The following is an 18,432-nucleotide window of genomic DNA, read 5'->3' on the forward strand; positions in this document are numbered from 1 at the left end:
GTTCTGTCACGGCAACGGCGTGGGCGGCGAGCGCGGTGAGGCGTCGCGATCCGACGATGAAGGGACTTGCGCGACGGCGTCATCGGTTCGCGGCGGGCGGGCACGCCGGAGGCGGGCGCCTGCGATGTACAAACAGAGCATCGTCGGCGCGAGGCCACCGCAGACAAAGATGACGATACCCAGTGCGACGGACGGCGCGGTGATGGCGACCATCGCAATGACATAAAGCCAGCCAAGAATGACGATCAGCATTGGGGCAAACGCGCAGGCAAAAATAGGTGGGGCGACGGAAAAATGCACGCAAGACGGACGCTGCAAGCATTGACACACTTGCGCGCGCACGCAAGAATGCTTCGCAGGTGGGGCGTATCGCTAAGCAAGCGCTGCGTGCCGCCGCGTTTCGGGCGCTGGCCCGTGAACGCAACGAACGTGACACTCAGGCTATCATGAATCGCGCCAGTGCCAACTTCGATCCGGCCTCGTTGGCCGCCTCGTTCGCCAAGCAGTTTCCCTCCGCTTCGCTCTCCGCTCAGGACATGTCGCAGTGGTTCACGGCTGCCCAACAACTGTTCGGGGCGCTGCCGGGGGCTGCCGGCTCGTCATTCTCCGGTGCCCCTGGGACACCGTCCGCCGCAAACCCGTTCGCCGGGCTTTTCGATCTCATCGGCAAGGCCGGCAGCCTGCCGCCGCCGACGTCACCGCACGTCGATCCGGCGCGTCTGAATGCCCTTCAGACGGAATATGCGCGCGAATTTTCCGAACTTGTTGCCAGCTTCACGCAGCCCGGACTGGACACGGCGCCGGCCTTGGGAGACCGGCGCTTCGCGGGCGACGGTTGGCGTAATCCGTTCTACGCGATGCCCGCGGCGCTGTATTTGCTCAATGGACGCTTCTTGCTGCGCATGGCCGAACTGGTCGACGCCGACGCGAAAACGCGCGAGCGGATTCGGTTTGCGGTAGAGCAATGGGTGGCGGCCAGTTCGCCGGCCAACTTCATCGCGACCAATCCGGACGCGCAGCAGCGCCTCGTGCAAACGAAAGGCGACAGCCTGCTCACCGGCATGCAGCACCTGCTTGCCGACATGGGCAAGGGCAAGGTGTCGCAAACCGATGAGGCCGCGTTCGAAGTCGGTCGCAACGTGGCGACGACCGAAGGCGCCGTGGTCTTCGAGAACGACCTGATCCAGCTCATCCAGTACAAGCCGCTCACGCCAACGGTGCATCAGCGGCCGCTACTCGTCGTGCCGCCTTGCATCAACAAGTACTACATCCTCGATCTGCAGCCGGAGAACTCGTTGATCCGCTATGCGATCGAGCAGGGCAATACCGTGTTTGTCGTGTCTTGGCGCAATCCCGACGCATCGCTCGCTCACAAGACCTGGGACGACTACGTAGGCGAAGGGCCGATCGCCGCGATCGACGTGGTGCGTGAGATCAGCGGGCAACCGCAGATCAATGCGCTCGGCTTCTGCGTGGGTGGCACGCTGCTCTCCGCCGCGCTCGCCGTGCTGGCCGCGAAGGGCCAGAAGGGTGCCAAGTCGCCGGTCGCCAGCGTGACCTTGCTGACCACGCTGCTGGACTTTTCCGATACCGGCGTGCTCGACGTCTTCATCGACGAGCCGCATGTGCAATTCCGCGAGCAGACGATCGGCGGCGGCGCCGGGCATCCGCCGGGCCTCATGCGTGGCGTGGAGCTGGCGAATACGTTCTCGTTCCTGCGCCCGAACGATCTGGTCTGGAATTATGTGGTCGACAGCTACCTGAAGGGCAATGCGCCCCAGCCGTTCGACCTGCTTTACTGGAACGGTGACGGCACCAATCTGCCGGGGCCGATGTTCTGCTGGTATCTGCGCCATCTTTATTTGCAAAACGAATTGAAGCGCCCGGGTGCGGTGCAGACGTGCGGCGTGCCCTTGGATCTGGGCGCCATCGACGCGCCGGCATATGTGTTCGGCTCACGCGAGGATCACATCGTGCCGTGGACGTCGGCGTTCCGTTCGCTGCCGTTGTTGGGCGGCGAGCGACGCTTCGTGCTGGGCGCTTCCGGTCACATCGCGGGCGTGGTCAATCCGCCGGCCAAGAAAAAGCGCAGCTACTGGCGCAACGACGACGTGGGTACCGATGCCAACGACTGGCTGGCCGGCGCGACGGAGCACCCCGGCAGTTGGTGGAGCGACTGGAGCGAGTGGCTTGCAGGCTATGCAGGAAAACGCGTCAAGGCGCCAAAAGCGTATGGTAATGTTGTTTATGCCCCTATCGAACCGGCGCCCGGTCGCTACGTGAAGGCCAAGGCCTGAACGGGCGGCACCCACGGGCATCCCCCGCGGGTTCGACTCATTTGGAAACGAGGAAAGAGACATGACGGATATCGTGATTGTGTCGGCTGCGCGTACCGCAGTCGGTAAATTTGGCGGCTCGCTCGCCAAGGTGGCGGCGCCGGATCTGGGCGCCATCGTGATCGACGAGGTGCTCAAGCGCGCCAAGCTCAAGGGCGAGGACGTGAGCGAAGTCATCATGGGTCAGGTACTCACGGCCGGCTCGGGTCAGAACGTGGCGCGACAGGCTTCCATCAAGGCGGGTCTGCCTGCGATGGTGCCGGCCATGACCATCAACAAGGTGTGCGGCTCGGGCCTGAAGGCCGTGATGCTCGCCGCGAACGCGATCACCGCGGGCGAGGCCGATATCGTCGTGGCGGGGGGGCAGGAGAACATGAGCGCCGCGCCGCATGTGCTGCCGGGCTCGCGTGACGGCTTCCGCATGGGCGACGCCAAGCTGATCGACACGATGATCGTCGACGGCCTGTGGGACGTGTACAACCAGTTCCACATGGGCATCACGGCGGAGAACGTCGCGAAGGAATACGGCATCACCCGCGAAATGCAGGACGCATTCGCCGCCGCTTCGCAGAACAAGGCCGAGGCCGCGCAAAAGGCGGGCCGTTTCGACGCCGAGATCGTGCCGGTCCTGATTCCGCAGCGCAAGGGCGATCCGCTGGTGTTCAACACCGACGAATTCGTTCGCCATGGCGTGACGGCTGAGTCGCTCGCGAGTCTGAAGCCCGCGTTCGCGAAAGACGGCACGGTGACCGCGGCGAATGCGTCGGGGATCAACGACGGCGCGGCCGCTGTCGTCGTGATGTCGGCCAAGCGCGCCGAGCAACTGGGGCTTACGCCACTCGCGCGCATTGTCGCGTACGCGAACGCGGGCGTGGATCCGAAGGTGATGGGCATCGGCCCGGTTCCGGCATCGCAGCGTTGCCTCGCGCGTGCGGGTTGGAAGGCCAGCGATCTGGACCTGATGGAAATCAACGAAGCCTTCGCGGCGCAGGCACTGGCCGTGAACCAGCAGATGGGTTGGGACACTTCCAAGATCAACGTGAACGGTGGTGCGATCGCCATCGGACACCCGATCGGGGCGTCGGGCTGCCGTATTCTCGTGACGTTGCTGCACGAGATGGCGCGCCGGGATGCGCGTCGCGGCCTGGCATCGCTGTGCATCGGCGGTGGCATGGGCGTCGCGTTGGCGCTCGAGCGCGTCTGACGCGCATCGGCGAGCGTTCGAAAAAAATCGAATCGGTATCGTCCGTGCGTGCAGTGCGCACGGGCGCACGCTGAAGTCGGCAGGAGACGAAAGGCGCGCGCGGGAACGCGCGGCTTGTGCGTCAGTCAATTGGCAGTCGCAACAGGCGGCAGAGATGCCGCTATTTTGGGGGAAGCTTTCCATGACTCAACGCATTGCATATGTGACAGGTGGGATGGGCGGTATTGGTACGTCCATTTGCCAGCGGCTGCACAAGGATGGCTTCAAGGTGGTGGCGGGGTGCGGGCCGAATTCGCCGCGCCGCGTGAAGTGGCTGGAAGACCAGAAGGCGATGGGGTTCGACTTCATCGCGTCCGAAGGTAACGTTGGCGACTGGGAATCCACGACGGCCGCGTTCAACAAGGTCAAGGCCGAGGTCGGCGAGGTCGACGTGCTGGTGAACAACGCGGGCATCACGCGCGATGTCGTCTTCCGCAAGATGACCCGCGAGGACTGGGATGCCGTCATCGACACCAACCTCACGAGCCTGTTCAACGTGACCAAGCAGGTCATCGAGGGCATGTGCGAGCGTGGTTGGGGCCGCATCATCAACATTTCGTCGGTCAACGGGCAAAAGGGGCAGTTCGGTCAGACCAACTACTCGACGGCCAAGGCCGGTATCCACGGCTTCACGATGTCGCTGGCACAGGAAGTGGCGACCAAGGGCGTCACGGTCAACACGGTGTCCCCGGGGTATATCGGGACGGACATGGTGCGCTCGATTCGTCAGGACGTGCTGGACAAGATCGTGGCCACGATTCCGGTCAAGCGCCTGGGCGAACCGGGTGAGATCGGGTCCATCGTGGCGTGGTTGGCATCGGAAGACTCCGGCTTCTCGACGGGGGCGGATTTCTCGCTCAACGGTGGCCTGCACATGGGCTAAGCGGGATCGGGGCGTAGGGGGCGCGACGGGCGACACCCGCGCCGCGCGCCCCGTTGCGGGTTAGGGCTTTGCCGCATAGCAGCAAACGTCCTAGAATCGATAATATGTGACTAACCCCGACCGCCGGTCGGGGAAGTCCTTCATAAAAGCAGGAAACCCACCGCATGGCCGCGAGCAAGAAGACTGACGAACGCCTGATCAAAAAGTATCCGAACCGGCGTCTGTACGATACCCAGACCAGCACGTACATCACCCTTGCCGATGTGAAGCAATTGGTACTCGAGACCGAGGAGTTCAAGGTCGTCGATGCCAAGTCGGGTGAGGATCTGACGCGCAGCATTCTGCTGCAGATCATTCTGGAAGAAGAAACCGGTGGCGTGCCGATGTTCTCGAGCGCCATGCTGTCGCAGATCATTCGTTTCTATGGGCATGCGCTGCAGGGCATGATGGGCACGTATCTCGAGAAGAATATCCAGACGTTCATCGAAATTCAGAACAAGCTGGCCGATCAGTCGAAGGGCATCTACGAAGGCGCGTCCTTCAACCCGGACGTCTGGGCGCAATTCATGAACATGCAGGCGCCGATGATGCAGGGCATGATGACCAACTACATCGAGCAGTCGAAGAACCTGTTCGTGCAGATGCAAGAGCAGATGCAGACCCAGGCGAAGTCGATGTTCAATACGTTCCCGTTCCCGGGAGCGCCGGGCGCTCCGGGCGACCCGAACAAGAAGCCCTGACGGTTTGGCCGACGTTGCGATGGGGCACGGGGCGCGCAACGTCGCGATCGGCAACATAGTTGGAACGCCCCACGGGCGAACAGGGTAAAATACGCGGTTGTTCGCCGCGAGGGACTTCTTGCGGCGGTTTCGGCGGCAGGCAGGATCTGCGTCTCGCGCGGTGTTTCGGCATTGTGGGGGATGCGCCAGGAGTGGCTGAGGTCGCTGCTTCGCCGGTCGATCGTTCCCCGTATTTTCTAGATCAGGATTTCGCCCCATGTCCCGCCCATCGCCCGCCGGCACCCCCAAGGTCGGCTTCGTTTCGCTCGGATGCCCCAAGGCGCTGGTCGACTCCGAGCAAATCCTGACGCAACTGCGTGCCGAAGGTTACGACATCGCCGGTACCTATGACGGTGCCGATCTCGTGGTGGTCAATACTTGCGGCTTCATCGACGACGCCGTTCAGGAAAGCCTCGACGCCATCGGCGAGGCGCTGGCCGAAAACGGTAAGGTGATCGTCACCGGTTGCCTGGGCGCCAAAAAGGATGCCGCCGGTCAGGACATCGTAACGGCCGTGCACCCGAAGGTGCTGGCCGTCACCGGTCCCCACGCCCTGGGCGAAGTGATGAGCGCGGTGCATACGCATCTGCCGAAGCCGCACGACCCCTTCTCCGATCTTGTGCCGCCCGCCGGCATCAAGCTTACGCCGCGTCATTACGCGTATCTGAAGATCTCCGAAGGCTGCAACCATCGCTGCACGTTCTGCATCATCCCGTCGATGCGCGGCGATCTCGATTCGCGCCCGGTGGCCGAAGTGATGCTCGAGGCCGAGAACCTTTTCAAGGCCGGTGTGAAGGAGCTGTTGGTGATCTCGCAGGACACCAGCGCCTATGGTGTCGACGTGAAGTACCGCACCGGTTTTTGGGCGGGGCGTCCGCTCAAGACTCGCATGACCGAACTGGTCACGGCGCTGGGCGAACTGGCCAAGCAGTACGGCGCCTGGGTGCGGTTGCATTACGTCTACCCGTACCCGCACGTCGACGAGATCATTCCGCTGATGGCCGAAGGCCACATCCTTCCGTATCTCGACGTGCCGCTGCAACACGCCCATCCGGATGTGCTCAAGCGCATGAAGCGCCCGGCCTCGGGGGAGAAGAATCTCGAGCGCATTCAGGCGTGGCGCAAGCTGTGCCCGGATCTGACGATCCGCAGCACCTTCATCGCAGGTTTCCCGGGTGAAACCGAGGCCGAGTTCGCGTATCTGCTGGACTTCCTTCGCGAGGCCGAACTGGACCGCGTGGGTTGTTTCGCCTATTCGCCGGTCGAGGGGGCCAAGGCCAACGAATTGCCGGGTGCCTTGCCAGACGAAGTGCGCGAGGAGCGCCGCGCGCGCTTCATGGAAGTGGCCGAAGAGATCTCGGCGCAGCGCCAGCAGCGCAAGGTCGGCACGACGATTCAGGTCATCGTCGACGAGATCAATCAGGACGGTGGGGTGGCGCGCTCGGCGGCCGACGCCCCCGAAATCGACGGCCTCGTGTACATCGAGCCCACGCCCACGGCGGCCAAGCGCCTGAAGGTCGGCGAGTTCGTGAACGTGACGGTGACTGGCGCCGACGGCCACGATCTGTGGGGCGAGGTGGTCTGATGGCGCTCACGCATACGTCAACAGGTCCGCAAGTGCTGGCCATGGGCGAAGCCATGGTCGAGTTCAACCAGTCGCCCGACGACCCCCGCCAGTATTTGCAGGGCTTCGGCGGCGACACGTCCAACTTCGCCATCGCTGCGCGTCGCCAAGGCGTCAACACGGGCTTCGTGAGCGCGCTCGGCGACGACCGCTTCGGTCGCATGCTGCTCGATTTGTGGCGTGAGGAAGCCGTCGATACGGACGCCGTTCGCGTCGATGCGCAGGCTCCGACCGGCGTCTATTTCGTGTCCCACGACGCGAGCGGGCACCATTTCGACTATCTGCGCGCGGGCTCCGCCGCGAGCCGTTACCGGCCCCAGGATCTGCCGCGCGAAGCGTTGGCGAGCGCATCTTTCCTGCACCTGTCGGGGATCAGCCTGGCGATCAGCGCGAGCGCTTGCGACGCCGCTTTCGAGGCGATGTCGACGATTCGCGCCGCCGGCGGCAAGGTGTCGTTCGATACGAATCTGCGCCTCAAGCTGTGGCCGTTGGCCCGCGCCCGCGCCACCATGCGCGAAGCCTTCAGCCTGACCGACGTCTGCCTGCCGAGCTGGGACGACGTGACGGCGGTCACTGGGCTGGACGATCGCGATGCGATCCTTGACGCACTGCTCTCGTATGGCGTGAAGGTCGTGGCGCTCAAGCTGGGTCGCGAGGGTTGCTATGTCGCCACGCCGGACGAGCGTCGTATCGTCGCGCCATATCCGGTAAAGGCCGTTGACGCCACCGGGGCCGGCGATTGCTTTGGCGGCGCTTTCGTGGCCCGTCTGGCGCTGGGCGACGATCCGTTCGCGGCGGCGCGCTACGCCAACGTCTGCGCAGCGTTGTCGACAACCGGTTACGGCGCAGTCGCGCCCGTACCGCGCGCCGAGCAGGTGCTCCAGACACTGGCGGGCTGATCCGCATCAATGCTTGACCTACCGGGGCACGTCGATGCTCCGGTTTCCCCTCGCTTCGCTTTCCCCCGACTTCCGTCGCTTGCGCCACTTCCCGCCGCGTCCCGCCGCAGCGCAATGCGCGGCACCCGACACGGCCGCCGCCCCCGCAAGCTCGCTCATCGAAGTTTCCCTCCACTGCGTCTGCCATCGCGGTAACCCCTGCGGCGCTATACTCATTGCCAACTGAAATTCACCCGGAGAAGAGACATGCAACGAGAAGTCGTGATCGTCAGCGGTGTGCGCACCGCGATTGGAGATTTTGGCGGCAGCCTGAAGGATTTCGCGCCGACGCAGCTCGGTGCCATCGTCGCCCGCGAGGCCATGGCGCGCGCCCAGGTGGGCGGTGACGACGTCGGCCACGTGGTGTTCGGCAACGTCATTCATACCGAACCCAAGGACATGTATCTGGCTCGCGTGGCGTCCATCGAGGCGGGCGTTAGCCAGCATGCGCCCGCGATGACCGTCAATCGCCTGTGCGGCTCCGGTCTGCAGGCGGTCGTTTCTGCCGCGCAGTCGATTCTGCTGGGCGACACCGACGTGGCGATGGCGGGCGGCGCGGAGAGCATGAGCCGCGCGCCGTACGTGATGCCGGGTGCCCGCTGGGGCACGCGCATGGGCGAATCGCGTCTGGTCGACATGATGCTCGGCGCGTTGCACGATCCCTTCGCCAATATTCATATGGGCGTGACGGCAGAGAACATCGCGAAGAAATGGGGTATCACGCGCGACGATCAGGATCGTCTCGCGGTCGAATCGCATCAACGCGCCGCGCGCGCCATGGCTGCGGGCTATTTCAACGACCAGATCGTCCCTATCGCGATCAAGTCGAAGAAGGGCGAGGTGTCGTTCACCGCCGACGAACATGTGCGTGCGGAAGTGACGCTGGCCGACATGGCGAAGCTGCGCCCCGTGTTCGAGAAGGACGGCACCGTCACGGCCGGGAACGCCTCGGGGCTTAACGATGCGGCCGCCGCGCTGATTCTGATGGAACGCGCCGAAGCCGAGCGTCGCGGCGCCAAGCCGCTCGCGCGCCTGGTCAGCTACGCCCACGCCGGGGTCGATCCGAACTATATGGGCATTGGTCCGGTGCCAGCGTCGCGCAAGGCGTTGGAGCGCGCCGGGCTCAAGGTTGGCGACATCGATGTGGTGGAAGCCAACGAAGCATTCGCCGCGCAGGCGTGCGCGGTCACGCGCGACCTCGGGTTCGATCCGGCCAAGGTGAATCCGAACGGTTCCGGCATTTCGCTGGGCCACCCGATCGGCGCGACTGGTGCCCTGATCACGGTCAAGGCGTTGCACGAGTTGCAGCGTATCGGCGGGCGCTATGCACTGGTGACGATGTGCATCGGCGGCGGCCAGGGCATTGCCGCCGTGTTCGAGCGCGTGTAAGTTACTCCCGGGGGCCGGTGTCGTTGCCGGCCCGAGTCTTTCCGGAGCCGTAATGACGCAAGACAACCGTAAGCCCCTCGACACGCCGGAAGCCAATGGCTGGCATTGGCAAACCAATATTCTGCATACGGACACCCACGTGCCGGCCGGTTTCGCCGCGATGCCGGTGCCGGTGGCCCGCGCATCGACGGTGATCTTCCCCGATCTGGCCGCCATGCGCTCGCTCGACTGGAAGAACGACAGCCAGTGGCGCTACGGTCTGCATGCCACGCCCACATCGATGGAGTTGATGCGGCGCTTGGCGGCGCTCGAAGGCGGCAAACACTGCCTGCTGTTCCCGTCGGGACTTGCCGCGATCTCCAATGTGTACTTTGGCCTCGTCAAGAGCGGTGACGATGTCCTTATTCCAGACAACGCCTACGGTCCGAACCGAGAGCACGGTGACTGGCTCGCCGAGTCGTTCGGCATCACCGTGCGCTACTACGATCCGATGATCGGTGACGCTATCGGCGCGCTGATTCAGTCCAACACGAAGGTGATCTGGCTCGAGGCCCCGGGCTCGGTGACGATGGAAGTCCCCGACGTGCCGGCCATCGCGCGCGTGGCGCGCGAGCGGGGCGTACTCACGGCCATTGACAATACATATTCCGCCGGCCTGGCATTCCGTCCGTTCGACCACGGGGTGGACATCTCGGTGCAGGCCCTCACCAAGTACCAATCGGGCGGCAGCGACGTGCTGATGGGCTCGGTCGTGACCGTCGACGATAACGTGCACCACCGTCTGAAGCAGGCGCGCATGCGCATGGGCGTGGGCGTGTCAGCCGACGATTGCAGCCTCGTGTTGCGCAGTCTGCCGAATATGCAGCTACGTTTCGAGGCGCACGATCGTGCCGCGATGACGCTGGCGACGTGGCTGGGCACCCGTCATGAAATCGCGGCCGTGCTGCATCCGGCATTCGAGGATTGCCCCGGTCATGCGCATTTCCATCGCGACTTCACGGGCGCGGGTGGTCTGTTCTCCGTGGTGTTCGACGAGCGCTACACGCCGGCGCAAATCGACGCATTCATCGAAGCGCTTCGCTTGTTCAAGATCGGTTTCAGTTGGGGGGGCGCGCACAGCCTGGTGGTGCCCTATCGCGTGCCGTCCATGCGCTCGGCAACGCCGTGGCCGCATAAGGGCGCGCTGGTGCGCTTCTATGTCGGTCTCGAAGACGTGCGCGATTTACAGGCCGATATCGAAGCCAGTCTGACGGCGCATCTCGGCGCCTGAGGAAGGGAACGCGCGCCCACGAAGGGCGCTGCATCGTCGGCGCATCGCGCCGGCGATGTCAGTCCTTGCGGAACAGCGAGAGCAGGGCGTCCAGACCTGCGTAATTCAACGCGACAGACGCCTTCTCCCGCACCACCGGTTTCGCGCGAAACGCCACCGACAGCCCGGCGATGGCCATCATCTGCAGGTCGTTCGAGCCATCGCCCATGACGATTGCCTGAGCAGCGCTGACACCGAGCTGTGTCGCCACTTCGGTCACGGTGCGCGCCTTGACCTCGGCGTTGACGATCTCGCCGAGCACTCGGCCCGTGAGCTTGCCGTCGACGATCTCCAGCGTATTGGCGCGGGCGACATCCAGGTTCAGACGCGCCTTCAGTCGCTCCGTGAAGAACGTGAAGCCGCCGGACACCAGCAGCGTGCGGATGCCGAGTGCCTGAACGCCGCGCAACATGGTTTCGGCGCCGGGCGAGAGTTGCAGGCGCTCGTCGAAGACCTTTTCCAGGGCGCTCGCGTCAAGTCCCTTGAGCAGCGCCACGCGCCGCGTGAGGCTCTCGTTGAAGTCCTTGATCTCGCCGCGCATGGCGGCTTCCGTGATGGCCGAGACTTCCGCCTTCAGCCCACAGTAGTCGGCAATTTCGTCGATGCACTCGATGGTGATGAGCGTCGAGTCCATGTCCATGGCCACGAGCTTGAAGTCTGTGAGGCGTTGGTGGCTGTCGACGAGCACGGTGTCGACTTCGTGCTGCTGTGCGAACGCCCCCATCGCCGCGCGCAGGGCGGGCGTGTCGACGACATCGGCAATACGCGCCGCGCCTGGCGTGAACGTGACGTTGGCGCCGGGTACGAAGGCGCCGACGGCCGCCTGCAGATGCGGCGGGAAGGTCGTGGCGGGTGCGGTGGACGTAGTGGGCGGGGTGCCGCCCAGAATGACGAGATCGTTGGCCATCTTGAAGTCGAGAGTCTTGCGTTTTGCGTGCGATCGACATTCTACCGGGTTGCGGCGAGCCGACGCTGGTTTCCCGACGTTTCCCCACGATGTCCCGCCATATCGGGCTTCGCGCATCTCCCGGATGCCTTGCTTCAGCCGTCGTGCGCGATACGGCGTGCGTGGCTCGGCGGGAGTGCATCGAACTTGTGCCAGACGCGTCGCAGATGTCGGCTCGAACCAAAGCCGGTGCGCTCGGCGATATGTTCCAGGTCGAGCTGGCTGTTGCCGAGCATCTCGCGCGCGAGCGCGATGCGCAGCCGATGCAGGTAATCGATGGGCGCGACGCCGGCGTGCTCGCGAAAGAGTCGCGTCACGTGCCGTTCGCTGGCGCAGGCGATGTCCGCCATCGAGGCGAGTGTCCAGTCGTGCGCGGGATCGGCGGCGATGGCATCCTGCACGCGATGCAACGCTGGGTGCAAATGGTTGCGGCCTTCCAGCCACGGCGACAACTGCGGGTCGGCGCCCGCGCGCCGGGCGTAGACGACCATCTGCCGCGCGACGGCCGCCGCACACAACGGGCCGGTGGCGTCGGCGATGAGCGTCAACATCAGATCCAGGCCGGTCGTGACACCGGCACTCGTCCACACGTTTGCGTCATGCACGTAAAGTCGATTGTCGGCCACCCGGGCGCTGGGGGCCAGCGCGCGCAGGGCGTCGCAACTGCCGTGGTGCGTGGTGCAGGCGCGGGCGTCGAGCAGTCCTGCGCGCGCGGCCAGCAAGGCGCCCGTGCAGATGCAGGCCAATTGATGCGTGGGGCGCACGACCCGCCGAAGCCACGCGATGGCAAGGGGTTCGGCGTCTTCGGTGGGCGCCGCGGAATGGTCAGGTGTCGTGCCGCCGTCCGCCGCCCATACCGGCAGTGGCTTCTCGACGGTTCCCGTGACGACCAGCCAGGCGTCGTCGGGCACGTTGTCCGGCAAGATGTCGAGCGGCGAGACGTACAAGCCGATCGAGGTGGCGACTGAGCGCTGCGTGCCGACGTAGTGCAACACGAAGCGCACGTCGTCCTGCTGGTGATTGGCCATGCGCAAGGCTTCGGCGGGGGCCGCCACGTCGAGCAGCAGCGCGTCGGGCATGACCAGCAGGTAGACGGGTTGCAGTCGCGGCATGGCGGCAGGCGTTCAGGTCAGATTCGGACAGCGGGGGCAAGGCGGGTTGATCACGACATTACACCGCGGCGAGCGCTTCCTCAACCGTCACGATGCGTGCGAAGCGATCGACGAGCACCGTTTCCGTGCGCTCCTTCAGCTCGGCCACCGACAGCTCACGCCCGGTGCGCGGGTGCTGCATCGGGAACGTGAGGGTGGCTTCGGTGACGAAGTCCACGGCGTAACCCGCGTCGGACGCCGCGCGCGTGGTTGTCTCGCAGCATTGCTCGGTACGGATGCCGGAGACGATCAGGCGCGTGATGCCATGCTCGACGAGCCACGCGCCGAGCGTGGAGCCGGCCAGGGCACTATGCTTGACCTTGTCCACCGTTAACGCCGGGGCGATATGGAGTTCTTCGAGCGTGCGAACGAAGCCGGAATCGCGCGAGAACGCGCCCGACCCGATGTGGAAGACCTGCACGATCGGCACGCCGCGCGCCACGGCACCGTCGACGAGGGCCTGCTGACGGTCGAAATACGTGGCGAGATCGTCTTCACGCCAGTACGGGCGTTGGCGAAACGACTCCTGGGCGTCGATGACGAGCAGGGCGGTACGGGCGGTGTGGGCAGCTTGGCTTTGCGACATGAGGGACTCTCCGTGAGGTGGGAACCGATGGCACCATCTTACGGCGTCCCCTGACGCCTCGACAGGCCGCCTCCAGACCGGAACCGGACCGATCCGGACATTGTGTTTGGCGGCCCCGTCGCCCTCGTGGGCTGACGTTGTCAGCGGCGCGTCGGACCTTCAGATCGCGGCGCTGGTGCCAATGCCTGCGGCTTGCGCGCGTTGATAGAGGGCGGCGGCAAGGGCAACGTCCTGCGCGCCCATGCCAAGCGACTTGAAGACTGTGACGGCTTCGGCATCGGTGCGCCCGGGATGATGGCCAATGACCAGCTCGCCGAGTTCCGCGAGCAGATCGGCCGGTCCGATGCTGCCCGCGGCAGCGGCGGCGAGATAGTCGCCGGATTCGTTGATCGTCGACTCGCGCCGGTCGACGAACAGTTGCGCGCGCGCCATGAGCGCCGTGTCGGCCTCGCGGTGACGCGGCGTGCTGCTGCCCACCAGATTGACGTGCGTGCCCGGCGCGATCCAGTCCGCTTGCAGCACCGGTTCCGTGGCGTTGGTCACCGTGACCACGATGTCGGCGTCTCGCACGGCTGCTTCGACGCTCTGCGCGGCTTCGAGGCGAAAATCATAGTTCGGCTGCTCCTTGTCGACAAACGCCTGTGCGGTGGCGAGCGAGCGGCTCGCCACGCGCACGTGCTGCAGCTCGCGCGCCGCGGCGAGTGCCGCGAGATGCCAGTGGGCCTGATGACCGGCGCCGATCAGCGCGAGACGGCTGGCGTTGTGGCGGGCGAGCCGACGTGTCGCGAGCCCCGTCACGGCGGCAGTGCGAATGCCCGTGATCTCCGCCGCGTTCATGACCGCGAGGAGTTCCCCCGTCAGCCCGCTCATCAACAGCACGCACCCTTGATGTGGATCTTTGCCTTGGGCGCTATTGCCGGGAAAGAAGGTGCCGACCTTCGCGCCGTAGACTGGTATGCCGGACGCCGTGCCACCCAGGAACGCAGGCATCATACCGAGCATGCCCTTGGCCCCGAGCGCTTCCGGTGGGCGAATGATCTGACGCAACGGCAGGTGAATCTGCTCGCGGGCCAGCGCGCCGAACATATCGGACATGACGGGAATCGCGTCGGCCACGGGCATGAGCGCGGCGATTTGCGTGGCGTCGAGCAGCAAGACAGGCGGCGTGGGGGAGGTGGCGGACATGCGAAATCCTGGTGACGTTGCTGGAAAATGCCGGAAGCAGCCGCAGGCCAAGCGACGACGCGACCGTCGGGTCGCGTCGGGGTGCGGCTGCGGCGTGATGCCGTGCGAAGGCAGCGCGACGCCGCTCAGCCGTTCGCTTCCGCCGCGAGGGCGGCTTCGATGTGCCGGTTGAACGTTGCCGTGTCGGTATTGGTGCCGCACAGCAGGACGCCCACGCGTTTGCCCATGAGCTTTTCGCGCAGGGGCCCCATCAATGCGGCGGTGGCAGCGGCACATGCCGGCTCCACGGCGAGCTTCAGTTGGCGGAACAGCGTGAGCATGCCCGCGCGCATCTCGTCGTCGGTGACGGTGACCAGTTCGTCGATATGGCGTCGGCACAGCGTGTAGCTGTACAGCTCGGTGTGCGGCGCCATCAGGCTGTCGGCAATGCCGCTCATCGGCCCCATCTTGACCGGACCGCCTGCGGCGAAGCTCTGAGCCATCGCATCGGCACCCGCCGGCTCCACGCCATACACCTGCACGTGCGGGGCGAACAGCTTGAACGCTGTCGCCACCCCGGCAATCAGCCCGCCGCCACCGATGGGCACGATCACGGCGTCGAGGTCGGGGGCTTGCTGCGCCCACTCGTAACCGAGCGTGGCCGTGCCCAGCACGGTGCGGTAACCGTTGAAAGGATGCACGAAGTAACGGCCTTCCTCCTGCTCCACGCGCTTGACCACCTCGAACGCTTCATGCACGTTCTCCGCCAACATCAGATCCGCGCCGTATTCGCGGCACAGGGACGAGCGTGCCGGGCTGGCGGTCTTGAGCATGACCGTCTTGGCCCCGACACCCATCGCGCGCGCGGCATAGGCGACCGCCACGGCATGATTGCCGGCGGATACGCACGTCACGCCCGCTTCGCGCTGCGCTTCGTCGAGCGAGAGCAGGTTCGAGAACGCGCCGCGCGCCTTGAACGTCCCCGACGCCTGCAGCAGCTCGTACTTGAACGTCACCCGCGTGTCGCCCAGCGTCGGAAAGTCGTTGCGCGTGAACACTGGCGTGGTTCGCACATAGGGGCGCAGCTTTTCGTGGAGTTCGGCAATGGCGTCCCGGGTCGGAACGGGTTGCGTGTCGATGGTTTCGGCGTGCGGGGCAGGGGTCGGTTGCGTCACTTGGACAGGGTCTCCGTAGTCGTGGAATCCCCGGGGACGGGCGCACACCGGTGAACGCATGTGCGCCTCGGCGCCCGGGGGGCGCTGGGCCGTCGCTGAAATCAGCGCAGGCCGAGCTTACGGGTGCGCAGCAGCGCGGTAATGCTGATAAGGGCAGCGAAAATCAGATAAAAGCTCGGCGCGAGCTTGTTGCCGGTAGCGCCGATGAGCCACGTGATGATGAACGGGGCGAAACCGCCGAACACCGTTGCTGCGATGTTATACCCGAGCGAGAGGCCGGTGGTGCGCACCTGCACCGGAAACAATTCCGTGAGCAGGGCGGGCAGGGCGCCGAAGTACGTTGTCATCAGCAGGCCGAGCACGATCTGGAACACCATCAGCGCGCCGAACGTCGGGTGCGCATCGAGCAGGCTGAACATCGGGTAGACCAGTACCAGCAATGCCACGGCGGCCGTGAGCATCGGTTTGATCCGGCCATGCGTATCCGACCAGTGGCCGACGATGGGCGCCACGATCAGTTGCACCACGCCGGTGAGCAGTACCGCCGAGAACGCGGCCGACGACGGCAGGCCCAGTTGCTTCACGGCATACGTGGGCATGTAGAGCACCAGGTACGTCGCCACGGTGGCCATCACAACCACGCCAATGGCGAGCAGCAGCCGTTCCTTCTGACTCGCGAACGTGTCGCGCAGCGGGCTTTGCGTGGGCTCGATGTCGAGGAACTCGGGCGTCTCGTCCAGACGGCGGCGAATGTAATACGCGACCGGGCCGATCAGCAGGCCGAAGAAGAACGGCACGCGCCAGCCCCACGACATCATGGCCTCCGGCGACAGATTACCGGTCAGCAGCGCGCCGAACCCCGCGGCGAGCAGCGTGGTCAGCCCTTGCGAGGCGACCTGCCAGCTCGAGAAGAAGCCGCGGCGTTTCGGTGCGTGCTCGGCGAGAAACGCAGTGGCGCTGCCGAATTCGCCGCCCGCCGAGAAGCCCTGCACCATGCGGGCGATGACGATGCCGACCGGTGCCAGCACGCCGATGGTGGCGTACGTGGGCATGAGCGCGATGAGCAGCGTGCCGACCATCATCATCAGAATCGACAGGGTGAGGGCCGCCTTGCGACCGGCGCGGTCGGCATAGGCGCCGATCACAATGGCGCCCAGCGGCCGCATGAAGAACGACACGCCGAACGTACCGAGGGTGAGCAGCAGCGATACCGTGTCGTTGCCGGTCGGGAAGAACAGTTTGGCGATGGTCACGGCGAAAAAGCCGTACACCACGAGATCGAACCACTCGAGCGCATTACCGATCGAGGCCGATACGATCACACGCCACGCGTGCGGGGAAGTGCGGGCGGCCGGGGCCGTCGCGTTGGGGGCTGCGCTTGCGCTCATGGGCGAGATCTCCAATACCTGTCTGGCGTACGTGATTGTTATCTTGCGGAGGAATGTCCTGTGCGCCCTTGCGATAGGCGTCTGCTACTGCGTAAGGCATGTTGCAAGGCAACGGGCCGCATCCGGCAGTCGGAATACGGCCCCGTCAAACGTTCGTCGACGCGCCGGCCTGCGCGAGTCGGGCGTGGGTTCAGACGCCGACGGTGTTGCTGTGGATCAACTTGCGCAGGAACGATTCGCACTGCGCGATCTGTTCGAGCGACACGAACTCGTTGGGCTTGTGGGCTTGTTCGATATTGCCAGGGCCGCACACAATCGACGGCACGCCTGCGCGTTGGAACTGACCGGCTTCGGTGCCATAAGCGACCTTGCGCTTGTCGGTGTCCTTGGTCAGCGCGCGCACGAGTTGCGTGATCGCGTCCTGCTCCGAAGCGTCCAGTGCCGGGGCCGCGGCAATCCGCTTGAACTCGATACCCGCGTTCGGGTGCTCTTTCTGCATCTTCGGGATCAACTCGTCCGTGGCGTATTGCTGAATGCGCTGGAAGATCCCGTCGGCATCCACGCCCGGCAGGTTGCGGTATTCGAAGACGAACTCGCACAGCGCCGGAATCGTGTTGAGGGCGATACCGCCCGAGATCGTGCCCGTCTGCGCCGTGGTGAACGGCACGTCGAACAACTCGTCGAACGGACCGTTCTGCTTGAAGTGATCGGCCAGATCGCGGATGTAGCAGATCAGGCGCGCGGCGTATTCGATCGCGTTCGAGCCCTTCGGCGTGAGCGACGAGTGCGCCGCATGACCGCGCACACAGCACTGGTAGGCGTTGATGCCCTTGTGAGCGACGATCACGCGCATGCTCGTCGGCTCGCCGACGATACAGCCGTCCGGGCGAATACCGCGCTCACGCAATGCGGCGAGCATGACCGGCGCGCCCACGCAACCGATTTCCTCGTCGTAGGAGAACGCGAAATGGAACGGCGTCTTGAGTTTGGCGTCGCGCATTTCCGGCAGCAGCGTCATGACCGAGCCGATGAAGCCCTTCATGTCGCACGTGCCGCGGCCGTACAGGTTGCCGTCGCGCACCACTGGCTTGAACGGATCGGTGTCCCATGGCTGACCGTCGACCGGCACCACGTCGGTGTGGCCCGAGAGCACGATACCGCCCTGGGTGTTGCCATCCGCGGCCGGCAGCGTCACGAACAGATTGGCCTTGCGCTGGGTGGCGTCGTAAGACAACCACGGTTCGACGCCAGCGTGCTTGAGGCTGTCGCGCACCGTCTCGATCAGGCCGAGGTTCGATTCGCGGCTGGTGGTGTCGATGCTGACCAGCTTCGTGATCCAGTCGAGCGATGCCGGCTGGGCCTCGTTGGCAACCTGCGGGGCGATGGCTTGGGGGGAAGCGCTTGTCATTCGAATCTCCGGGAATCTCCAGTCATACGTCGCTACGTACCGGTACTGGGGAAATATTACTCAAAAACAATTTAGACGTAAAAGGTTGAGTGAACAACCATTCCCGCCTTGTG

Annotated in this window: 16 protein-coding genes; 8 read left to right on the forward strand and 8 right to left on the reverse strand. The window is 64.9% G+C overall.

All coding sequences use genetic code 11. The features are described 5' to 3' along the window. Positions 1-6: 6 nt before the first annotated feature. Positions 7-252, reverse strand: coding sequence for a hypothetical protein (locus tag PanNE5_RS17090; RefSeq protein WP_017234060.1), 246 nt, complete (start codon positions 250-252; stop codon positions 7-9). A gap of 194 nt (positions 253-446) precedes the next feature. Between PanNE5_RS17090 and phaC the strand changes: the two genes are divergently transcribed. The 8 genes from phaC (at position 447) to PanNE5_RS17130 (ending at position 10,462) form a co-directional block, all read left to right on the forward strand. Beyond that, positions 447-2,297 carry a class I poly(R)-hydroxyalkanoic acid synthase gene (gene phaC, locus PanNE5_RS17095; protein WP_261938454.1) on the forward strand — a complete coding sequence of 617 codons (1,851 nt, stop codon included), beginning with the start codon at positions 447-449 and terminating at the stop codon, positions 2,295-2,297. A 61-nt stretch (positions 2,298-2,358) separates the two neighbouring features. Beyond that, positions 2,359-3,540 carry an acetyl-CoA C-acetyltransferase gene (locus PanNE5_RS17100; RefSeq protein WP_261938455.1) on the forward strand — a complete coding sequence of 394 codons (1,182 nt, stop codon included), beginning with the start codon at positions 2,359-2,361 and terminating at the stop codon, positions 3,538-3,540. Between the two features lie 181 nt (positions 3,541-3,721). Continuing rightward, positions 3,722-4,462 carry a 3-ketoacyl-ACP reductase gene (locus tag PanNE5_RS17105; RefSeq protein ID WP_026131972.1) on the forward strand — a complete coding sequence of 247 codons (741 nt, stop codon included), beginning with the start codon at positions 3,722-3,724 and terminating at the stop codon, positions 4,460-4,462. Positions 4,463-4,626: 164 nt separating this feature from the next. Beyond that, on the forward strand, positions 4,627-5,202 hold the full coding sequence (gene phaR, locus PanNE5_RS17110) for a polyhydroxyalkanoate synthesis repressor PhaR (protein WP_017234064.1): 576 nt from the start codon (positions 4,627-4,629) through the stop codon (positions 5,200-5,202). A 256-nt stretch (positions 5,203-5,458) separates the two neighbouring features. Beyond that, on the forward strand, positions 5,459-6,826 hold the full coding sequence (rimO, locus tag PanNE5_RS17115) for a 30S ribosomal protein S12 methylthiotransferase RimO (protein ID WP_017234065.1): 1,368 nt from the start codon (positions 5,459-5,461) through the stop codon (positions 6,824-6,826). Continuing rightward, positions 6,826-7,764, forward strand: coding sequence for a sugar kinase (locus PanNE5_RS17120; protein WP_017234066.1), 939 nt, complete (start codon positions 6,826-6,828; stop codon positions 7,762-7,764). Before rimO ends, PanNE5_RS17120 begins: the two co-directional genes overlap by 1 nt. Positions 7,765-8,010: 246 nt before the next feature. After that, positions 8,011-9,192, forward strand: coding sequence for a beta-ketothiolase BktB (gene bktB, locus PanNE5_RS17125; protein ID WP_017234067.1), 1,182 nt, complete (start codon positions 8,011-8,013; stop codon positions 9,190-9,192). Between the two features lie 52 nt (positions 9,193-9,244). After that, the gene (locus tag PanNE5_RS17130) at positions 9,245-10,462 is read left to right on the forward strand and encodes a cystathionine beta-lyase (protein ID WP_261938456.1); all 1,218 of its coding nucleotides are present in this window, start codon (positions 9,245-9,247) and stop codon (positions 10,460-10,462) included. A 58-nt stretch (positions 10,463-10,520) separates the two neighbouring features. Here PanNE5_RS17130 and serB read toward each other — a convergent pair whose 3' ends face one another. The 7 genes from serB to argE all read right to left on the reverse strand — a co-directional run bounded on the left by serB (position 10,521) and on the right by argE (position 18,319). Continuing rightward, positions 10,521-11,408: a phosphoserine phosphatase SerB gene (gene serB / locus PanNE5_RS17135; RefSeq protein WP_261938457.1), complete on the reverse strand. Its 888-nt coding sequence runs from the start codon at positions 11,406-11,408 to the stop codon at positions 10,521-10,523. A gap of 134 nt (positions 11,409-11,542) precedes the next feature. Beyond that, positions 11,543-12,559, reverse strand: a complete 1,017-nt coding sequence (locus PanNE5_RS17140; protein ID WP_017234070.1) for a GlxA family transcriptional regulator — start codon at positions 12,557-12,559, stop codon at positions 11,543-11,545. Between the two features lie 58 nt (positions 12,560-12,617). Continuing rightward, positions 12,618-13,184: a cysteine hydrolase family protein gene (locus PanNE5_RS17145; protein ID WP_017234071.1), complete on the reverse strand. Its 567-nt coding sequence runs from the start codon at positions 13,182-13,184 to the stop codon at positions 12,618-12,620. A 159-nt stretch (positions 13,185-13,343) separates the two neighbouring features. Beyond that, entirely contained in the window at positions 13,344-14,369 is a 1,026-nt protein-coding gene (locus PanNE5_RS17150; RefSeq protein ID WP_261938458.1) for an ornithine cyclodeaminase family protein, read from the reverse strand. 125 nt (positions 14,370-14,494) lie between these two features. Next, positions 14,495-15,523, reverse strand: a complete 1,029-nt coding sequence (locus tag PanNE5_RS17155) for a threonine/serine dehydratase (protein ID WP_261938459.1) — start codon at positions 15,521-15,523, stop codon at positions 14,495-14,497. A 101-nt stretch (positions 15,524-15,624) separates the two neighbouring features. Then, positions 15,625-16,911, reverse strand: coding sequence for an MFS transporter (locus tag PanNE5_RS17160; protein ID WP_017234074.1), 1,287 nt, complete (start codon positions 16,909-16,911; stop codon positions 15,625-15,627). A gap of 190 nt (positions 16,912-17,101) precedes the next feature. Then, on the reverse strand, positions 17,102-18,319 hold the full coding sequence (gene argE, locus PanNE5_RS17165) for an acetylornithine deacetylase (protein WP_017234075.1): 1,218 nt from the start codon (positions 18,317-18,319) through the stop codon (positions 17,102-17,104). Positions 18,320-18,432: the final 113 nt, after the last annotated feature.

It is taken from the genome of Pandoraea sp. NE5 (genome assembly GCF_024363545.1).
Taxonomy (GTDB): Bacteria; Pseudomonadota; Gammaproteobacteria; order Burkholderiales; family Burkholderiaceae; genus Pandoraea; species Pandoraea cepalis.

Excerpts from the sequence above, each read along its gene's own strand:
- PanNE5_RS17150 (WP_261938458.1), bottom strand. The coding sequence starts at position 14,369 with ATGTCCGCCACCTCCCCCACGCCGCCTGTCTTGCTGCTCGACGCCACG.
- phaR (WP_017234064.1), top strand. The coding sequence starts at position 4,627 with ATGGCCGCGAGCAAGAAGACTGACGAACGCCTGATCAAAAAGTATCCG.
- PanNE5_RS17160 (WP_017234074.1), bottom strand. The coding sequence starts at position 16,911 with ATGAGCGCAAGCGCAGCCCCCAACGCGACGGCCCCGGCCGCCCGCACT.
- PanNE5_RS17105 (WP_026131972.1), top strand. The coding sequence starts at position 3,722 with ATGACTCAACGCATTGCATATGTGACAGGTGGGATGGGCGGTATTGGT.
- PanNE5_RS17140 (WP_017234070.1), bottom strand. The coding sequence starts at position 12,559 with ATGCCGCGACTGCAACCCGTCTACCTGCTGGTCATGCCCGACGCGCTG.
- PanNE5_RS17090 (WP_017234060.1), bottom strand. The coding sequence starts at position 252 with ATGCTGATCGTCATTCTTGGCTGGCTTTATGTCATTGCGATGGTCGCC.
- serB (WP_261938457.1), bottom strand. The coding sequence starts at position 11,408 with ATGGCCAACGATCTCGTCATTCTGGGCGGCACCCCGCCCACTACGTCC.
- rimO (WP_017234065.1), top strand. The coding sequence starts at position 5,459 with ATGTCCCGCCCATCGCCCGCCGGCACCCCCAAGGTCGGCTTCGTTTCG.
- bktB (WP_017234067.1), top strand. The coding sequence starts at position 8,011 with ATGCAACGAGAAGTCGTGATCGTCAGCGGTGTGCGCACCGCGATTGGA.
- PanNE5_RS17130 (WP_261938456.1), top strand. The coding sequence starts at position 9,245 with ATGACGCAAGACAACCGTAAGCCCCTCGACACGCCGGAAGCCAATGGC.
- PanNE5_RS17145 (WP_017234071.1), bottom strand. The coding sequence starts at position 13,184 with ATGTCGCAAAGCCAAGCTGCCCACACCGCCCGTACCGCCCTGCTCGTC.
- PanNE5_RS17120 (WP_017234066.1), top strand. The coding sequence starts at position 6,826 with ATGGCGCTCACGCATACGTCAACAGGTCCGCAAGTGCTGGCCATGGGC.
- phaC (WP_261938454.1), top strand. The coding sequence starts at position 447 with ATGAATCGCGCCAGTGCCAACTTCGATCCGGCCTCGTTGGCCGCCTCG.
- PanNE5_RS17100 (WP_261938455.1), top strand. The coding sequence starts at position 2,359 with ATGACGGATATCGTGATTGTGTCGGCTGCGCGTACCGCAGTCGGTAAA.
- argE (WP_017234075.1), bottom strand. The coding sequence starts at position 18,319 with ATGACAAGCGCTTCCCCCCAAGCCATCGCCCCGCAGGTTGCCAACGAG.